The organism is Streptomyces sp. NPDC002018 (assembly GCF_042890865.1).
Taxonomy (GTDB): Bacteria; Actinomycetota; Actinomycetes; order Streptomycetales; family Streptomycetaceae; genus Streptomyces.
The window spans coordinates 102,136-119,365 of record NZ_JBIASO010000021.1; the positions used below are offsets into that span (position 1 = coordinate 102,136).

Genomic DNA, 17,230 nt, shown 5'->3' on the forward strand with positions numbered 1-17,230 from the left:
GGCGCCGCGCCTCGCCCCTTCCCCGGGGCCGGGGTTGCGGCCCGGCCCGGCCGGGGCCCGCGCGGGCGGGGGGGGGCCCGGGCGCCCGGGGGGGGGGCCCCCCCCCCCCCGCCCGGCGACCGAGGACACGGCTGTCCGCGACACGGTCTGGCGCCGACAGGTGTGAACGCGCCGGGGGGCGGTCCCGTGGGGCAGACGGGACCGCCCCCCGGAGGTGACGTTTCTGCTGATATGTGCCGGGCCGGTCAGCCCTCTTCGTGGGCCACCGCGCGGCGGGCGTCCGCGTCGAGAACGCCCCAGCTGATGAGCTGCTCGGTCAGGACCGACGGCGACTGGTCGTAGATCACGGCAAGCGTGCGCAGGTCGTCCTGGCGGATCGACAGCACCTTGCCGTTGTAGTCGCCGCGCTGGCTCTGGATCGTCGCCGCGTACCGCTGGAGCGGGCCCGCCTTCTCCTGCGGCACATGGGCCAGCCGCTCCAGATCGAGAACGAGCTTCGGCGGCGGCTCGGCGGCTCCGCCGGGCGTCGTGCCAGGAAGCAGTTCCTGCACGGGGACCCCGTAGAAATCCGCCAGCTCGGCCAGGCGCTGCACCGTCACGGCACGGTCGCCACGCTCGTACGAACCGACCACCACGGCCTTCCAGCGGCCCTGGGACTTCTCCTCCACGCCATGGAGCGAGAGGCCCTGCTGGGTGCGGATGGCGCGGAGTTTGGCCCCGAGCTGCTTTGCGTATTCGCTGGACATATAGCTCCCCGGACGAAGTCTGGTAACTCACTGTGAGGTTACGCAGCGTTACTTGGATGCGTCAAGCCGAGGGATCCGCGACCGGCTCCCCCGGGGGCTTTCCGCCGCCTCCTGACTGCCTTCCGAGGGGGTACCGCCACCTACCGCCCGGACGCCCTGCTAGCCTGGGTGGCGTAATTTCGACGTCCTTTAAAGTCCGTCCCGTGAGGCGGAGAAGGAGGTCCGTTTTTTATGGACACCGACACGACAGACTCCTCGGCCGACAGCACCGGTGCCGCGCGCCCCGTTCTGGAGGCACCCGACATCGCGCGGGTCCTGACCCGTATCGCCCACGAGATCGTCGAACGCGCCAAGGGCGCCGACGACGTGGTGCTGCTCGGCATTCCGACCCGCGGCGTCTTCCTGGCCCGCCGGCTGGCCGCCAAACTCGCGGAGATCACGGGACGCACGATCCCGGTCGGCTCCCTCGACATCACCATGTACCGCGACGATCTGCGGCTGCGTCCCGCCCGCGCGCTGGCCCGCACCGACATCCCCGGTGACGGGGTCGACGGACGTCTCGTGGTCCTCGTCGACGATGTGCTCTTCTCCGGCCGCACCATCCGCGCCGCGCTCGACGCGCTCGGCGACATCGGCCGCCCGCGCGCCGTCCAGCTCGCCGTCCTCGTCGACCGGGGCCACCGCGAGCTGCCGATCCGCGCCGACTACGTCGGCAAGAACATCCCCACCTCGCTGCGGGAGACGGTCAAGGTCCAGCTCGCCGAGGAGGACGGCCGGGACACCGTGCTGCTCGGCCTCCAGCGGCCTGTCGCGTCCGGCGAGCAGTAGGCCCGCCTCCGTACGCCCCGAACCCCCGTACGGACGCCTCCGGGCGCCCGCATGCCCGCACACCCAGACACCGGAGCCCTCTCCCGATGCTGCGCCTCCCAGGGGCAAGCCCCCGCACTCCCGGCCATCTCATCTCGGCGGCCGACCTCAGCCGTGACGACGCCGTGCTGATCCTCGACACCGCGGAAGAGATGGCCCGGGTCGCCGACCGGCCCATCAAGAAGCTGCCGACCCTGCGCGGCCGCACCGTCGTGAATCTCTTCTTCGAGGACTCCACCCGCACCCGGATCTCCTTCGAGGCCGCCGCCAAGCGCCTGTCGGCCGATGTCATCAACTTCTCCGCCAAGGGTTCGTCCGTCTCCAAGGGCGAGTCGCTCAAGGACACCGCGCTGACCCTGGAGGCGATGGGCGCCGACGCCGTCGTCATCCGGCACCCCGCGTCCGGCGCCCCCTACCGGCTCGCCACCTCCGGCTGGATCGACGGCGCGGTCGTCAACGCGGGCGACGGCACCCATGAGCACCCCACCCAGGCGCTGCTCGACGCCTTCACCCTGCGCCGCCGTCTGGTCGGCGCCGATCCGGGCATCGGGCACGGCCTCGACGGGCGGCGGGTCACCATCGTCGGCGACGTGCTGCACAGCCGGGTCGCCCGCTCGAACATCCTGCTGCTGCACACCCTGGGCGCCCGGGTCACGGTCGTCGCGCCGCCCACGCTCGTACCGATCGGCGTCGAGGACTGGCCGTGCGAGGTCTCGTACGACCTGGACCGGGTGCTGCCCACCTCCGACGCGGTGATGATGCTGCGGGTCCAGCGCGAGCGGATGAACGCCGCGTTCTTCCCGACCGAGCGCGAGTACTCCCGCCGCTACGGCCTGGACGGCGACCGGATGAGCCGGATGCCGGAGAACTCCGTCGTGATGCACCCCGGCCCGATGAACCGCGGCATGGAGATCACCGCGGAGGTCGCCGACTCCGACCGCTGCACCGCCGTCGAGCAGGTCACCAACGGGGTCTCGATCCGGATGGCCGTGCTCTATCTGCTGCTGGGCGGCAACGAGCCCGCCGTCACCCACTCCCACGCCCGTCCGTCATCCGCCACCGCCACCGCCACCGAGAACGGGCGCCTCGCGCGCACCCCTGCATCCGAGGAGAACAAGTAACCATGAGCAAGACCCTTATCCGGGGCGCGCGGGTGCTCGGCGGCGAGCCGCAGGACGTGCTGATCGACGGCGAGACCATCGCGGAGACCGGCACGGGACTCGACGCGGGCGGCGCCACGGTCGTGGAGGCCGAGGGGCGCGTGCTGCTGCCCGGCCTGGTCGATCTGCACACGCATCTGCGAGAGCCGGGACGCGAGGACTCCGAGACCGTGCTGACGGGCACGCGCGCCGCCGCCGTCGGCGGCTTCACCGCGGTCCACGCCATGGCTAACACCTTCCCCGTGGCCGACACCGCCGGCGTGGTGGAGCAGGTCTGGCGGCTGGGCCGCGAACACGGCTACTGCGATGTCCAGCCCGTCGGCGCCGTGACCGTGGGGCTGGAGGGCAAGCACCTCGCGGAGCTGGGCGCCATGCATGACTCCGCCGCCCAGGTCCGGGTCTTCTCGGACGACGGCAAGTGCGTGGACGACGCCGTGATCATGCGGCGGGCGCTGGAGTACGTGAAGGCCTTCGACGGGGTGATCGCACAGCACGCCCAGGAGCCCCGGCTGACCGAGGGCGCCCAGATGAACGAGGGCGTCGTCTCCGCCGAACTGGGGCTCGGCGGCTGGCCGGCCGTCGCCGAGGAGTCGATCATCGCCCGCGACGTGCTCCTCGCCGCCCATGTCGGCTCCCGGGTCCATATCTGCCATCTGTCGACCGCCGGCTCCGTCGACCTGGTGCGCTGGGCGAAGTCCAAGGGCTGGAACGTCACGGCCGAGGTCACCCCGCACCACCTCCTCCTCACCGACGAGCTGGTCCGGTCGTACGACCCCGTCTACAAGGTGAACCCGCCGCTGCGCACCGAGGCGGACGTCCAGGCGCTGCGCGCGGCGCTCGCGGACGGCACGATCGACTGTGTCGCCACCGACCACGCCCCGCATCCGCACGAGGACAAGGACTGCGAGTGGGCCGCCGCCGCCATGGGCATGGTCGGTCTGGAGACGGCCCTGTCGGTCGTCCAGGAGACGATGGTGGAGACCGGGCTGCTGGACTGGGCCGGGGTCGCCGACCGGATGTCGTTCCGCCCGGCCCGTATCGGCCGCCTCACGGGCCACGGCCGTCCCGTCTCGGTGGGCGAGCCCGCCAACCTGACCCTGGTCGATCCGGCATACCGTGGTCCTGTGGACCCGACGGGCTTCGCCTCCCGCAGCCGCAACACTCCCTACCAGGGCCGTGAGCTGCCAGGACGCGTCACCCACACCTTCCTCCGGGGCCGCGCCACGGTCGTCGACGGGAATCTGGCGTGACAACTGCGATGCTCTCTCTCCCCCTGGCCGCCGAGCAGCGGTCGGCGGAGGTGACCGACTGGGCCGCCCGAATCGGCTGGGTCGTCGGTCTGCTCCTCTTCGTCGCGCTGGTGTACTGGCTGATGCGCCAGGGCTGGAAGTGGCGCGGCAGCCTCCAGTCGGATCTGCCCGAGCTGCCCGCCGCCCCCGCCGCGCCCGGCGCGGCCACTCTGGCCATGGCGGGCCGCTACCACGGCTCCACGACCGCGGGCCAGTGGCTCGACCGCATCGTCGCCCACGGCCTGGGCTCCCGCAGCCGGGTGGAGCTGACGCTCACGGACGCGGGACTGGACGTCGTACGCCCCGGCGCGAACGACTTCTTCATCCCCGCCGCCCAGCTCCGTGAGGCCCGGCTCGACGAGGGCATCGCGGGGAAGGTCCTCGCCGAGGGCGGGCTGCTGATCGTCACCTGGGAGCACGGCGGCACGCTGATCGACTCCGGCTTCCGCGCCGACCGCTCCGCCGAGCACACCGCCTGGGTGGAGGCCGTCAACGCCCTGTGCCCTCGCGGCCCGGCCCCCATGAACGCCCTGAACATCACGACGGAAGGCCCCGCACGATGACCACCTCCACCCGGGGAACCGCCCGCGCCGAGGCGTCTCCCGCCGTACTCGTCCTGGAGGACGGCCGCAGCTTCCGCGGCCGCGCCTACGGGGCCGTGGGGGAGACCTTCGGCGAGGCGGTGTTCTCCACCGGCATGACCGGCTACCAGGAGACCCTCACCGACCCGTCGTATCACCGCCAGGTCGTCGTGATGACCGCTCCGCACGTCGGCAACACCGGCGTCAACGACGAGGACCCGGAGTCCCGCCGGATCTGGGTCGCCGGCTATGTCGTACGCGACCCCGCCCGCACCCCCTCCAACTGGCGCTCCCGGCGCTCCCTCGACCAGGAACTCCTCGACCAGGGCGTCGTGGGCATCAGCGGCATCGACACCCGCGCGCTCACCCGCCATCTGCGCGAGCGCGGCGCGATGCGCGTCGGCATCTTCTCCGGCGCGTCGCTCGCGGACGAGGCGACGCTGCTCGCACGCGTCCAGGAGACCCCCGCGATGTCCGGCGCCGATCTCTCCGCCGAGGTCGCCACCGAGCACGCCTACGTCGTGCCCGCCCTCGGCACCAAGCGCTTCACCGTCGCCGCACTGGACCTGGGCATCAAGGGCATGACCCCGCAGCGGATGGCCGAGCGCGGGATCGAGGTGCATGTCCTGCCGGCCACCGCCACCCTCGACGAGGTGTACGCGACCGCCCCCGACGGGGTGTTCCTCTCCAACGGCCCCGGCGACCCGGCCACCGCCGACCTCACCGTCGTCAAGGGCGTCCTGGAGCGCGGCACACCGCTCTTCGGCATCTGCTTCGGCAACCAGCTCCTCGGCCGCGCCCTCGGCTTCGGCACCTACAAGCTGAAGTACGGCCACCGGGGCATCAACCAGCCGGTGCAGGACCGCACGACCGGCAAGGTCGAGGTCACCGCGCACAACCACGGATTCGCCGTCGACGCCCCGCTCGACCAGGTCTCCGAGACCCCCTACGGCCGCGCCGAGGTCTCGCACGTCTGCCTCAACGACAACGTGGTCGAGGGCCTCAGGCTGCTCGACCGGCCCGTCTTCAGCGTCCAGTACCACCCCGAGGCGGCCGCGGGCCCGCACGACGCCGCGTACCTCTTCGACCGCTTCGTATCCCTGATGGAGGACCAGCGTGCCTAAGCGCAGCGACATCCAGTCCGTCCTGGTCATCGGTTCAGGACCGATCGTCATCGGCCAGGCCGCCGAGTTCGACTACTCCGGCACCCAGGCCTGCCGCGTCCTCAAGGCCGAGGGCCTGCGCGTCATCCTGGTCAACTCCAACCCCGCCACGATCATGACGGACCCGGAGATCGCCGACGCCACCTATGTCGAGCCGATCACCCCCGAGTTCGTCGAGAAGATCATCGCCAAGGAGCGCCCCGACGCGCTGCTGCCCACCCTGGGCGGCCAGACCGCGCTCAACACGGCGATCTCCCTCCATGACGCCGGCACCCTCACCAAGTACGGCGTCGAGCTGATCGGCGCCAATGTCGAGGCGATCAACAAGGGCGAGGACCGCGACCTCTTCAAGGAGGTCGTCAGGGCCGTCCACGCCAAGATCGGCCACGGCGAGTCCGCGCGCTCGGTCATCTGCCACTCCATGGACGAGGTCCTGGCCGGCGTCGACACGCTCGGCGGCTACCCCGTCGTCGTCCGCCCCTCCTTCACCATGGGCGGCGCGGGCTCCGGCTTCGCGCACACCGAGGACGAACTGCGCCGGATCGCCGGACAGGGACTGATGCTCTCCCCGACCACCGAGGTGCTCCTGGAGGAGTCCATCCTCGGCTGGAAGGAGTACGAGCTGGAGCTGATGCGCGACAAGCACGACAACGTCGTGGTCGTCTGCTCCATCGAGAACTTCGACCCGATGGGCGTGCACACCGGTGACTCGATCACCGTCGCGCCCGCCATGACGCTCACCGACCGCGAGTACCAGATCCTGCGGGACATCGGCATCGCCGTGATCCGCGAGGTCGGTGTCGACACCGGTGGCTGCAACATCCAGTTCGCGGTCAACCCCGAGGACGGCCGGGTCATCGTCATCGAGATGAACCCGCGCGTCTCCCGCTCCTCCGCCCTCGCCTCCAAGGCCACCGGCTTCCCGATCGCGAAGATCGCCGCCCGGCTCGCCGTCGGCTACACACTGGACGAGATCCCCAACGACATCACCGAGAAGACCCCGGCGTCCTTCGAGCCGACGCTCGACTATGTGGTCGTCAAGGTGCCGCGCTTCGCCTTCGAGAAGTTCCCGGCGGCCGACGCCAGCCTCACCACCACCATGAAGTCGGTCGGCGAGGCCATGGCCATCGGCCGCAACTTCACCGAGGCACTCCAGAAGGCACTGCGCTCGCTGGAGAAGGCGGGCAGCCAGTTCTCCTTCACCGAGGACGCGGGCCTCGCCGGGCCGGGCGCCAAGGACGCGCTGCTGGAGACCGCCAAGGTCCCCACCGACGGCCGGATCAACACCGTCATGCGGGCCATCCGCGCCGGTGCCACCCAGGAGGAGGTCTTCGAGGCGACGAAGATCGACCCGTGGTTCGTCGACCAGCTCTTCCTGATCAAGGAGTACGCCGACGAGCTGGCCGCCGCCGAGAGGCTCTCGCCCGAACTGCTCGCCGCGGCCAAGCGGCACGGCTTCTCCGACGCGCAGATCGCCGGGATCCGCGGGCTGCGCGAGGACGTGGTCCGCGAGGTCAGGCACGCCCTAGGGGTGCGCCCGGTCTACAAGACGGTGGACACCTGCGCCGCCGAGTTCGCCGCGAAGACCCCGTACTTCTACTCCTCGTACGACGAGGAGAGCGAGGTCGCCCCGCGCGAGAAGCCCGCCGTGATCATCCTCGGCTCGGGCCCCAACCGGATCGGCCAGGGCATCGAGTTCGACTACTCCTGTGTCCACGCCTCCTTCGCGCTCAGCGAGGCCGGGTACGAGACCGTGATGGTCAACTGCAACCCCGAGACCGTCTCCACCGACTACGACACCTCCGACCGGCTCTACTTCGAGCCGCTCACCCTGGAGGACGTCCTGGAGATCGTGCACGCCGAGACGCAGGCGGGACCCGTCGCCGGCGTCATCGTGCAGCTCGGCGGCCAGACCCCGCTCGGTCTCGCCCAGGCGCTCAAGGACAACGGCGTACCCGTCGTCGGCACGCCCCCCGAGGCGATCCACGCCGCCGAGGACCGCGGCGCCTTCGGACGGGTCCTCGCCGAGGCCGGACTGCCCGCGCCCAAGCACGGCACCGCCACCACCTTCGCCGAGGCCAAGGCCATCGCCGACGAGATCGGCTACCCGGTCCTCGTCCGGCCCTCGTACGTCCTCGGCGGGCGCGGCATGGAGATCGTGTACGACGAGCCCCGGCTCTCCTCGTACATCGCCGAGTCCACCGAGATCAGCCCCACCCGGCCGGTCCTCGTGGACCGCTTCCTCGACGACGCCATCGAGATCGACGTGGACGCGCTCTACGACGGTACGGAGTTGTACCTCGGCGGAGTGATGGAGCACATCGAGGAGGCCGGCATCCACTCCGGCGACTCGGCGTGCGCCCTGCCGCCCATCACCCTGGGGGGCTTCGACATCAAGCGGCTGCGCGCCTCCACGGAGGCCATCGCCAAGGGCGTCGGGGTCCGCGGGCTGATCAACATCCAGTTCGCGATGGCCGGGGACATCCTGTACGTCCTGGAGGCCAACCCGCGTGCCTCCCGTACGGTCCCCTTCACCTCCAAGGCGACCGCCGTACCCCTCGCCAAGGCCGCGGCCCGCATCTCCCTGGGCGCCACCATCGCCGGGCTGCGCGCCGAGGGACTGCTGCCGACGCACGGCGACGGCGGCACCCTGCCGCTCGACGCGCCGATCTCCGTCAAGGAGGCCGTGATGCCGTGGTCGCGTTTCCGCGACATCCACGGCCGCGGCGTGGACACCATCCTCGGCCCGGAGATGCGCTCCACCGGCGAGGTCATGGGCATCGACTCGGCCTTCGGCACGGCGTACGCCAAGTCGCAGGCCGGCGCGTACGGCCCGCTGCCCACCAAGGGCCGGGCCTTCATCTCCGTGGCCAACCGCGACAAGCGCTCGATGATCTTCCCGGCGCGTGAGCTGGTCGCCCACGGCTTCGAGCTGCTCGCCACCTCGGGCACCGCCGAGGTGCTCAGGCGCAACGGCATCAGCGCGGTCGTGGTGCGCAAGCAGAGCGAGGGCGAGGGCCCGGACGGCGAGAAGACCGTCGTTCAGCTCATCCACGACGGCGAGGTCGACCTGATCGTCAACACCCCGTACGGAACGGGTGGCCGGCTCGACGGCTACGACATCCGTACGGCGGCCGTGGCACGCGGTGTGCCCTGTCTGACGACGGTCCAGGCGCTGGCCGCCGCCGTCCAGGGCATCGACGCCCTCACCCACGGCGAGGTCGGTGTCCGCTCGCTCCAGGAGCACGCGCAGCGCCTGATCGCGGCGCGCGAGGAGTAGAAACGGGAAGCCTCACGGGGGACACCGGCACCGGTGTCCCCCTTCCCATGGCTCCCACGGTTTCCCATGGCTCCCACGGTGCTCCCACGAGGAAAGACCCACGAGGAAAGACCCACGAGGAAAGACCCACTCCATGTACTCACTCTTCTTCAGGCTGGTCTTCCGGCGCGCGGACCCGGAGCGCGCCCATCACCTCGCCGTCGGATGGATCCGGCTCGCGGCCCGCGTCCCCGTCCTGCGCACCTTCGTCGCCGCCGCTCTCGCCCCGCGCTTCGAGGAGCTGCGCACCGAGGCGTTCGGACTGCGGATGCACGGCCCCTTCGGACTCGCCGCGGGCTTCGACAAGAACGCCCTCGCCATCGACGGCCTGGCCATGCTCGGCTTCGACCATGTCGAGATCGGTACGGTCACGGGCGAGCCGCAGCCGGGCAACCCGCGCAAGCGGCTCTTCCGGCTCGTGGCCGACCGCGCCCTGATCAACCGGATGGGCTTCAACAACGAGGGCTCGGCCGCCGTGGCGGCACGGCTGAGGGCCCGCAAGGCGGTCTTCAGGACCACGGTCGGCGTCAACATCGGCAAGACCAAGGCCGTCCCCGAGAGTGAGGCGATCGGTGACTACGTCCTGTCCACCGAACGGCTGGCGGCCCACGCCGACTATCTCGTGGTCAATGTCAGCTCGCCCAACACCCCCGGACTGCGCGGCCTTCAGGCCGTCGACCTGCTCCGGCCGCTGCTGACGGCCGTACGGGAGGCCGCCGACCGTACCGTCACCGACCGCAGGGTGCCGCTGCTGGTCAAGATCGCACCCGATCTCCCGGACGAGGACATCGACGCCGTGGCCGACCTCGCCGTCGAACTCGCTCTGGACGGGATCATCGCCACCAACACGACCGTGGCGCGCGAGGGGCTCGGACTGGTGTCGGACCCCGCGCTGACCGCCGAGACCGGCGGGCTGTCGGGAGCGCCCCTGAAGGCGCGCTCGCTGGAGGTGCTGCGCAGGCTGTACGCGCGGGTGGGCGACCGGATCACCCTGGTCGGGGTCGGCGGCGTGGAGAGCGCCGAGGACGCCTGGCAGCGCATCCTCGCCGGTGCCACGCTGGTCCAGGGCTACAGCGCCTTCATCTACGAGGGGCCGTTCTGGAGCCGTTCCCTCCACAAGGGGCTCGCGGCCCGGCTCCGGGTCAGCCCGTACACCACCCTCGCCGAAGCCGTCGGCGCAGACACCCGGAAGGTGACCGCATGACCGAGGAACTGTCCGGCGCGGGCGCCGGGGGCGGCGGGGAAACGCCGGGCACGGACACCGGAGGGGGCGCGGGCCGGGGCGGCGCGGGCCACGGGGACCGTCAGGAGCCCTTCGGCGCCCGGCTGCGGCACGCCATGGACAGCAGGGGCCCGCTCTGTGTCGGCGTCGACCCGCACGGCTCGCTGCTCACGGCCTGGGGCCTCGGCGACGACCTCGCGGGTCTGGAGCGCTTCACCCGGACGACCGTGGAGGCGCTGGCCGACCGGGTGGCCGTGCTCAAACCGCAGTCGGCGTTCTTCGAGCGGTTCGGCTCGCGCGGCATCGCCGTGCTGGAGAAGGCCGTCGAGGAGGCGCGGGCGGCCGGGGCGCTGGTGCTGATGGACGCCAAGCGCGGTGACATCGGCTCGACGATGGCCGCGTACGCGGCGACCTACCTGGACAAGGACTCACCTCTCTTCTCGGACGCGGTCACGGTCTCGCCGTACCTGGGCTTCGGATCCCTGCGGCCGGCGCTGGACGCGGCGGCCGTCTCGGGGGCCGGGGTCTTCGTGCTCGCGCTCACCTCCAACCCGGAGGGGGCCGAGGTGCAGCGTGCCACCGCCCCCGACGGCCGGTCGCTGGCCCAGGTCATGCTCGACCACATGGCGGCCGAGAACGCGGGAGCGGAACCGCTCGGCTCCGTCGGGGCGGTCGTCGGGGCGACCCTGGTCCACGCGGGCGTGGACCTCGCCATCAACGGTCCGCTGCTCGCCCCCGGTATCGGCGCGCAGGGCGCGACCCCCGCCGATCTGCCCGGTCTGTTCGGTGCCGCGGTGCGCGATGTGGTGCCGAGCGTCAGCCGGGGCGTGCTGCGGCACGGTCCGGACATCAGTTCCCTCCGGGAGGCCGCGGCGCGGTTCACGGACGAGGTGCGGACCGCCCTCGGAGAGGCCGGTGGCGAGGTCCGGCGGAAGGTCTGACGGGAGGCCGGTGAGTCCGTCGGGAGGCCGGGGGAGGGCCCCGGCGGAGTGTCCGGCAGGAGATTGCCCCGTACACATGGATGCCGGTCACCGGCTTCTCGACGGGCCCGCTGACCAAAAAGTTGGGCAAAATGACCAAAATGTCACCCCTGATCGATGCTGACCAGGACTTTTCGTCTGTTCTCGCTGACTCCAGCGGCCTTGGCCGCTAGTCTCCGTCGAGAGCCAACGTGCAGTGCGTTGCCCGTTGCTCGCCTGGTGTGGGGCGAACAGGTTCCTCACCGGTCCGTATCCGACAGTTCGACATCCGAGGTGACGTAGGCGTGGCTCTTCCGCCCCTTACCCCTGAACAGCGCGCAGCCGCGCTCGAAAAGGCCGCCGCGGCTCGCCGGGAGCGGGCCGAGGTCAAGAATCGACTCAAGCACTCCGGCGCCTCTCTCCATGACGTCATCAAGCAGGGCCAGGAGAACGACGTCATCGGGAAGATGAAGGTCTCCGCACTGCTCGAGTCCCTGCCCGGCGTGGGCAAGGTCCGCGCCAAGCAGATCATGGAGCGGCTCGGGATCTCCGAGAGCCGGCGTGTCCGGGGCCTCGGCTCCAACCAGATCGCCTCCCTTGAGCGCGAGTTCGGCGGCAGCGGCGCCTGACGTTCCCGGAGACCTCCGGGAACCTGGATAATCGCTGCATGGCAGCAGAGGCACGACCGCGGCTGACCGTGCTCTCCGGCCCCTCCGGGGTCGGTAAGAGCACGGTCGTCGCCCATATGCGCAAGGTCCACCCCGAGGTATGGCTCTCGGTGTCGGCCACCACCAGAAAGCCGCGCCCCGGCGAACGCCACGGCGTCCAGTATTTCTTCGTCACCGACGAGGAGTTCGACAAACTGGTCGCCAATGGTGAACTCCTGGAATGGGCGGAGTTCGCGGGCCATCGTTATGGCACTCCGCGGCAGGCGGTTCTCGACCGGCTGGCGGCGGGCGAGCCCGTACTGCTGGAGATCGATCTCCAGGGTGCCCGGCAGGTCAAGGAATCCCTGCCCGATTCCCGGCTGGTCTTTCTGGCTCCGCCGAGCTGGGACGAGCTGGTGCGCCGGCTCACCGGCCGGGGCACGGAATCGCCCGAGGTGATCGAACGCCGGCTGGCGGCCGCCAAGGTGGAACTGGCCGCCGAGTCGGAGTTCGATACGACCCTGGTCAACACCTCGGTCGAGGACGTCGCGCGTGAGCTGCTAGCCTTGATGGCAGTTGCATGATCTTTTGTGGGCTTTTCCCGCATCGGGAATCCCACCGCCGGTGGCGCCGGTAGCGGGCCGCCGGTATCTCCCTGAATTTTCTTCGGAAGGCTAGAGAGTGTCCTCTTCCATCACCACGCCCGAGGGCATCATCAACCCGCCGATCGATGAGCTGCTCGAGGCCACGGACTCGAAGTACAGCCTCGTGATCTACGCGGCCAAGCGCGCCCGTCAGATCAACGCGTACTACTCGCAGCTCGGTGAGGGTCTGCTGGAGTACGTCGGTCCGCTGGTGGACACCCACGTCCACGAGAAGCCGCTCTCCATCGCCCTGCGCGAGATCAACGCGGGGCTGCTGACCTCGGAGGCCATCGAGGGCCCGGCTCAGTAGTCGTTACGCGGCTCGGTACTCGTACGCGGCTCAGTCGTCGTACGGTCGCACATCGTACGTTCGCACTTTCTCTTGTTTGTCCACAGGCCCGGCAGCGCGACTGCCGGGCCTGTGGTGTGTCATGGGACCGGGCGTACGGACCGACGGACATATGGGCCGACGGACGCACGGGCCGACGGACGCACGGGCCGACGGGTGTACGGGCCGAACGCGCGGACAAGTGGTGCGCGCGTGGTTGGAGGGGAGACACGGTGGAGAAGCCGAAGGTCGTTCTGGGGGTCGGCGGCGGGATCGCCGCGTACAAGGCGTGCGAGCTGCTGCGCAGACTCACCGAGTCCGGCCATGACGTACGGGTGGTGCCGACCGCGTCCGCTCTGCACTTCGTCGGGGCCGCGACCTGGTCGGCGCTCTCCGGCCATCCCGTCTCCACCGAGGTCTGGGCCGATGTCCACGAGGTGCCGCATGTGCGGATCGGGCAGTCGGCCGATCTGGTCGTCGTCGCCCCGGCCACCGCGGATCTGCTCGCCAAGGCGGCGCACGGCCTCGCCGACGATCTGCTCACCAACACGCTCCTCACCGCGCGCTGTCCGGTCGTCTTCGCGCCGGCCATGCACACCGAGATGTGGGAGCACCCCGCCACCCAGGAGAATGTCGCGACGCTGCGCCGCCGTGGCGCCGTCGTGATCGAGCCCGCCGTCGGCCGGCTCACCGGTGTCGACACCGGCAAGGGCCGGCTGCCCGATCCGGGCGAGATCTTCGAGCTCTGCCGCCGGGTCCTGGCGCGCGGCGTCCCGGAACCGGATCTGGCGGGCCGCCATGTCGTGGTCAGCGCGGGCGGTACGCGCGAGCCGCTCGACCCCGTGCGCTATCTGGGGAACCGCTCCTCGGGCAAGCAGGGGTTCGCCCTGGCCCGTACGGCGGCGGCCCGGGGGGCCAGGGTCACCCTGATCGAGGCCAATACGGGGATGACGGACCCGGCGGGTGTCGATGTGGTCCATGTGGGCACGGCCGTACAGCTCCGGGAGGCGGTGCTGAAGGCCGCGGCGGAGGCGGATGTGGTGGTGATGGCGGCGGCCGTCGCCGATTTCCGGCCCACCGTGTACGCCGAGGGGAAGATCAAGAAGAAGGACGGGGAGGAGCCCGCGCCGGTCGCGCTGGTGCGCAACCCGGACATCCTGGCCGAGATCTCGGCCGAGCGCGCGCACGCCGGACAGGTGATCGTGGGCTTCGCCGCCGAGACGGACGACGTGCTCGCCAACGGACGGCGCAAGCTCCTGCGCAAGGGGTGCGACCTGCTGGTCGTCAACGAGGTCGGGGAGCGCAAGACCTTCGGCACGGAGGAGAACGAAGCGGTGGTGCTGGCGGCGGACGGCGGGGAGACCCCGGTGCCCCACGGCCCGAAGGAGGCCCTCGCGGAGGTCGTCTGGGATCTGGTGGTGCCGAGGCTGGGACCGGGGACGGAACGGGGGACCGGACCGGCGCGCTGACGGGGGCCGGAGCGCGGGCCACGTCGGCCGGGACGGCCGGGACGGGCGAGGCGGGACGGACGGGCCGGGACGGGCGAGGCGGGCCAGGACCGCCGCGAAAGGCGGTCCCGGGGGCCGGGCCGTTGGGCGGCCAAGGGAAAGGCGCGTGGACGGACGGCGGGTGGAGCGATGGGGGCTCAGATGAATTCTGTGTTGCGTGTCCTTCGGTCGGCCCCTTTCACCCGGTCTTTCGCCGAGCGCCTCTTCCCGCGCTGGAGAACCGCTCCAGTCCGGCTCGGCGGGCTCTGGCCAGGCTCTCTCGCGGTATCGCATAATGCAGTGCCGCGGGCGTCGGGTACTCCCACAGAACGAGACACTTCGCCCCGTGGCGTCATACGACCGATAAAGTGGTCGTGGACCGTCGCGAGGCGCAGCCCCCCGCCGGTCCGCCCATGATCAGCCAGCAGCCGCTGCAACCTCAGGGAGCGATGTGTCCCGCCGTCTGTTCACCTCGGAGTCCGTGACCGAAGGTCACCCCGACAAGATCGCTGACCAGATCAGCGACACCATTCTTGACGCGCTCCTGCGGGAGGACCCCTCCTCCCGTGTCGCCGTGGAGACCTTGATCACCACCGGCCAGGTCCATGTGGCCGGCGAGGTCACGACCAAGGCCTACGCGCCGATCGCCCAGCTCGTGCGGGACAAGATCCTGGAGATCGGCTACGACTCGTCGAAGAAGGGCTTCGACGGCGCCTCCTGCGGCGTCTCGGTGTCCATCGGCGCGCAGTCGCCCGACATCGCCCAGGGCGTGGACACGGCCTACGAGAAGCGTGTCGAAGGTGACGAGGACGAGCTGGACAAGCAGGGCGCCGGCGACCAGGGCCTGATGTTCGGCTACGCCTGCGACGAGACGCCGGAGCTGATGCCGCTCCCGATCCACCTCGCGCACCGGCTCTCGCGCCGCCTCTCCGAGGTCCGCAAGAACGGGACCATCCCGTATCTGCGCCCCGACGGCAAGACCCAGGTCACCATCGAGTACGACGGCGACAAGGCCGTCCGCCTCGACACCGTCGTCGTCTCCTCGCAGCACGCGTCCGACATCGACCTGGACTCGCTGCTCGCTCCCGACGTACGCGAGTTCGTCGTCGAGCATGTCCTCCAGGAGCTGGTGGACGACGGCATCAAGCTGGAGACCGAGGGCTACCGCCTGCTGGTCAACCCGACCGGACGCTTCGAGATCGGCGGCCCGATGGGCGACGCCGGTCTGACCGGCCGCAAGATCATCATCGACACCTACGGCGGCATGGCCCGTCACGGCGGTGGCGCGTTCTCCGGCAAGGACCCGTCGAAGGTCGACCGCTCCGCCGCGTACGCGATGCGCTGGGTCGCGAAGAACGTCGTGGCGGCGGGCCTGGCCTCGCGCTGCGAGGTCCAGGTCGCGTACGCGATCGGCAAGGCCGAGCCGGTCGGTCTCTTCGTCGAGACCTTCGGCACCGCCACGGTCGACACCGAGAAGATCGAGCAGGCCATCGGCCAGGTCTTCGACCTCCGCCCGGCCGCGATCATCCGCGACCTCGACCTGCTCCGCCCGATCTACGCGCAGACCGCCGCGTACGGCCACTTCGGCCGCGAGCTCCCCGAGTTCACCTGGGAGACCACGGACCGCGTCGACGCCCTCCGCGAGGCCGCGGGCCTCTGACCCGCCCGGCCCCGTACGAAGTGTGGGGCCCCGGCCACCTGAAAGGTGTCCGGGGCCCCACACTTTTTCGTTCTAAGGCCCTGCGTGTTCCTGCTCCGGCTCCTCCGGGGCGTTATCCGAGCCCAGTGGGTCGAACCGAGATCTGATCTTGTCTGCCGCTGTGGTCTTTCCATGGATCTGAGCGAGCTGTGCGAGCCGTTCCGCGAAGAGAGCCAGGTCCACGTCATCGGCACCGAACTCGAACCAGGCCAGCAACGCGTCCAGGGAAGGATCAGGACCGCAGGCCCAGGACGGTTCGGACTGGTCGGCGCCCTCTGCGTCTCGCGGGTCGTTTGCCTCCCTGGCCTCCTGCGGATCCATGGAGGCGAACGGCGGGGTGGTCACAAGGTGCTGGAACGTCGGCGCCACGGTGTCGTTGTTGGCTGCGGCGGAGAGACTGGCCAGGAGACCGATACGGTCCACCGCCCCTTCGACCTGGTCGTCATTCTTGGACAGCCACCACACAACTGCGCTTCCGGTGTCCTTGAGCACGTCGTCAGCAAGATACGTGCGCTTGCTGCGCTCGTAGTTCCTTTCATGCTCCCAGAGGTCTTCGTCCTTGCGGACGTCGGAGAGCCTGGTGAGACGTTCACGGTCGGATTCCGGCAGGACGAGCGAGACATCTTGAGCCATCGCGAGTACCCGCTCCGTCGGATCACGGCGCATGATGCCGAGAGCCGCGTCGAGCTGATGCTGCACAAAGGCGCTGTGGGTGGGCGGCTGATCCGCCGTTACGACACGGGCCCTCTCCAGCACAGCGTTCACCGCCAGCCCGCCGGGATTGATGAGAGGGGCGTCGTGATCGGTCTGCACCAGAATCCAGCGCACTGTCGCGGAGAACGAGAAGTCGTAGTCCGCCACCGCACTCGGCAAGGCGACACGAGTGACACGTTGCTCCTGGCGTTGGACCAATGGTGCGGGAAGGTCCGGATCCAACGTGAGCTCACGGGGAAACGCTTCGGACTCGTCGGTGAGCATTCTGTTGATCACCACGGAGACGATCCCAAGCAGGGCGACGCTCGTCGGCCAGACCCATACAGGCCAGGCTGCCCAGAGGCCGAAGATCACGAGCATCAACCCCAGGATGATGGTGATGAAGACCGTCACGGTCTTCCGGCC

The 17,230-nt window shown here is 70.4% G+C and carries 15 protein-coding genes; 13 read left to right on the forward strand and 2 right to left on the reverse strand.

The window, feature by feature from the left end; all coding sequences use genetic code 11:
* Positions 1-245: 245 nt before the first annotated feature.
* On the reverse strand, positions 246-746 hold the full coding sequence (gene bldD, locus ACFYYH_RS28505; protein ID WP_030355502.1) for a transcriptional regulator BldD: 501 nt from the start codon (positions 744-746) through the stop codon (positions 246-248).
* Positions 747-977: 231 nt separating this feature from the next.
* Here bldD and pyrR point away from each other — a divergent pair, with 231 nt between their 5' ends.
* From pyrR to metK, 13 genes are all read left to right on the forward strand, one after another.
* Positions 978-1,574 carry a bifunctional pyr operon transcriptional regulator/uracil phosphoribosyltransferase PyrR gene (gene pyrR, locus ACFYYH_RS28510; RefSeq protein ID WP_388556768.1) on the forward strand — a complete coding sequence of 199 codons (597 nt, stop codon included), beginning with the start codon at positions 978-980 and terminating at the stop codon, positions 1,572-1,574.
* Positions 1,575-1,660: 86 nt separating this feature from the next.
* Positions 1,661-2,734: an aspartate carbamoyltransferase catalytic subunit gene (locus tag ACFYYH_RS28515; protein WP_388556771.1), complete on the forward strand. Its 1,074-nt coding sequence runs from the start codon at positions 1,661-1,663 to the stop codon at positions 2,732-2,734.
* Positions 2,735-2,736: 2 nt separating this feature from the next.
* Positions 2,737-4,023, forward strand: coding sequence for a dihydroorotase (locus ACFYYH_RS28520; protein ID WP_388556772.1), 1,287 nt, complete (start codon positions 2,737-2,739; stop codon positions 4,021-4,023).
* 8 nt (positions 4,024-4,031) lie between these two features.
* Positions 4,032-4,625: a hypothetical protein gene (locus ACFYYH_RS28525; RefSeq protein ID WP_388556882.1), complete on the forward strand. Its 594-nt coding sequence runs from the start codon at positions 4,032-4,034 to the stop codon at positions 4,623-4,625.
* Positions 4,622-5,767, forward strand: a complete 1,146-nt coding sequence (carA, locus tag ACFYYH_RS28530; protein ID WP_388556775.1) for a glutamine-hydrolyzing carbamoyl-phosphate synthase small subunit — start codon at positions 4,622-4,624, stop codon at positions 5,765-5,767. Before ACFYYH_RS28525 ends, carA begins: the two co-directional genes overlap by 4 nt.
* On the forward strand, positions 5,760-9,086 hold the full coding sequence (carB, locus tag ACFYYH_RS28535) for a carbamoyl-phosphate synthase large subunit (protein ID WP_388556778.1): 3,327 nt from the start codon (positions 5,760-5,762) through the stop codon (positions 9,084-9,086). The genes carA and carB overlap by 8 nt, the downstream gene beginning before the upstream one ends.
* 133 nt (positions 9,087-9,219) lie before the next feature.
* Entirely contained in the window at positions 9,220-10,329 is a 1,110-nt protein-coding gene (locus tag ACFYYH_RS28540) for a quinone-dependent dihydroorotate dehydrogenase (RefSeq protein ID WP_388556781.1), read from the forward strand.
* Complete coding sequence (pyrF, locus tag ACFYYH_RS28545) at positions 10,326-11,288, forward strand: orotidine-5'-phosphate decarboxylase (RefSeq protein WP_388556783.1); 963 nt, start codon at positions 10,326-10,328, stop codon at positions 11,286-11,288. The genes ACFYYH_RS28540 and pyrF overlap by 4 nt, the downstream gene beginning before the upstream one ends.
* 323 nt (positions 11,289-11,611) lie before the next feature.
* The gene (locus tag ACFYYH_RS28550) at positions 11,612-11,935 is read left to right on the forward strand and encodes an integration host factor (RefSeq protein ID WP_066954827.1); all 324 of its coding nucleotides are present in this window, start codon (positions 11,612-11,614) and stop codon (positions 11,933-11,935) included.
* 38 nt (positions 11,936-11,973) lie between these two features.
* Entirely contained in the window at positions 11,974-12,537 is a 564-nt protein-coding gene (gene gmk / locus ACFYYH_RS28555; RefSeq protein ID WP_388556786.1) for a guanylate kinase, read from the forward strand.
* A 97-nt stretch (positions 12,538-12,634) separates the two neighbouring features.
* A complete protein-coding gene (gene rpoZ / locus ACFYYH_RS28560) occupies positions 12,635-12,907 on the forward strand; it encodes a DNA-directed RNA polymerase subunit omega (RefSeq protein WP_003970369.1) in 273 nt (90 codons plus the stop codon).
* Between the two features lie 251 nt (positions 12,908-13,158).
* The gene (coaBC, locus tag ACFYYH_RS28565) at positions 13,159-14,394 is read left to right on the forward strand and encodes a bifunctional phosphopantothenoylcysteine decarboxylase/phosphopantothenate--cysteine ligase CoaBC (RefSeq protein ID WP_388556789.1); all 1,236 of its coding nucleotides are present in this window, start codon (positions 13,159-13,161) and stop codon (positions 14,392-14,394) included.
* A gap of 469 nt (positions 14,395-14,863) precedes the next feature.
* Entirely contained in the window at positions 14,864-16,072 is a 1,209-nt protein-coding gene (metK, locus tag ACFYYH_RS28570) for a methionine adenosyltransferase (protein WP_384777104.1), read from the forward strand.
* A 72-nt stretch (positions 16,073-16,144) separates the two neighbouring features.
* Here metK and ACFYYH_RS28575 read toward each other — a convergent pair whose 3' ends face one another.
* Entirely contained in the window at positions 16,145-17,218 is a 1,074-nt protein-coding gene (locus ACFYYH_RS28575) for a hypothetical protein (protein ID WP_388556792.1), read from the reverse strand.
* Between the last annotated feature and the right edge of the window lie 12 nt (positions 17,219-17,230).

Bases quoted from the DNA above. Each gene is read 5' to 3' on its own strand.
- bldD (WP_030355502.1), bottom strand. From the start codon at position 746: ATGTCCAGCGAATACGCAAAGCAGCTCGGGGCCAAACTCCGCGCCATC.
- pyrR (WP_388556768.1), top strand. From the start codon at position 978: ATGGACACCGACACGACAGACTCCTCGGCCGACAGCACCGGTGCCGCG.
- ACFYYH_RS28515 (WP_388556771.1), top strand. From the start codon at position 1,661: ATGCTGCGCCTCCCAGGGGCAAGCCCCCGCACTCCCGGCCATCTCATC.
- ACFYYH_RS28520 (WP_388556772.1), top strand. From the start codon at position 2,737: ATGAGCAAGACCCTTATCCGGGGCGCGCGGGTGCTCGGCGGCGAGCCG.
- ACFYYH_RS28525 (WP_388556882.1), top strand. From the start codon at position 4,032: ATGCTCTCTCTCCCCCTGGCCGCCGAGCAGCGGTCGGCGGAGGTGACC.
- carA (WP_388556775.1), top strand. From the start codon at position 4,622: ATGACCACCTCCACCCGGGGAACCGCCCGCGCCGAGGCGTCTCCCGCC.
- ACFYYH_RS28540 (WP_388556781.1), top strand. From the start codon at position 9,220: ATGTACTCACTCTTCTTCAGGCTGGTCTTCCGGCGCGCGGACCCGGAG.
- pyrF (WP_388556783.1), top strand. From the start codon at position 10,326: ATGACCGAGGAACTGTCCGGCGCGGGCGCCGGGGGCGGCGGGGAAACG.
- gmk (WP_388556786.1), top strand. From the start codon at position 11,974: ATGGCAGCAGAGGCACGACCGCGGCTGACCGTGCTCTCCGGCCCCTCC.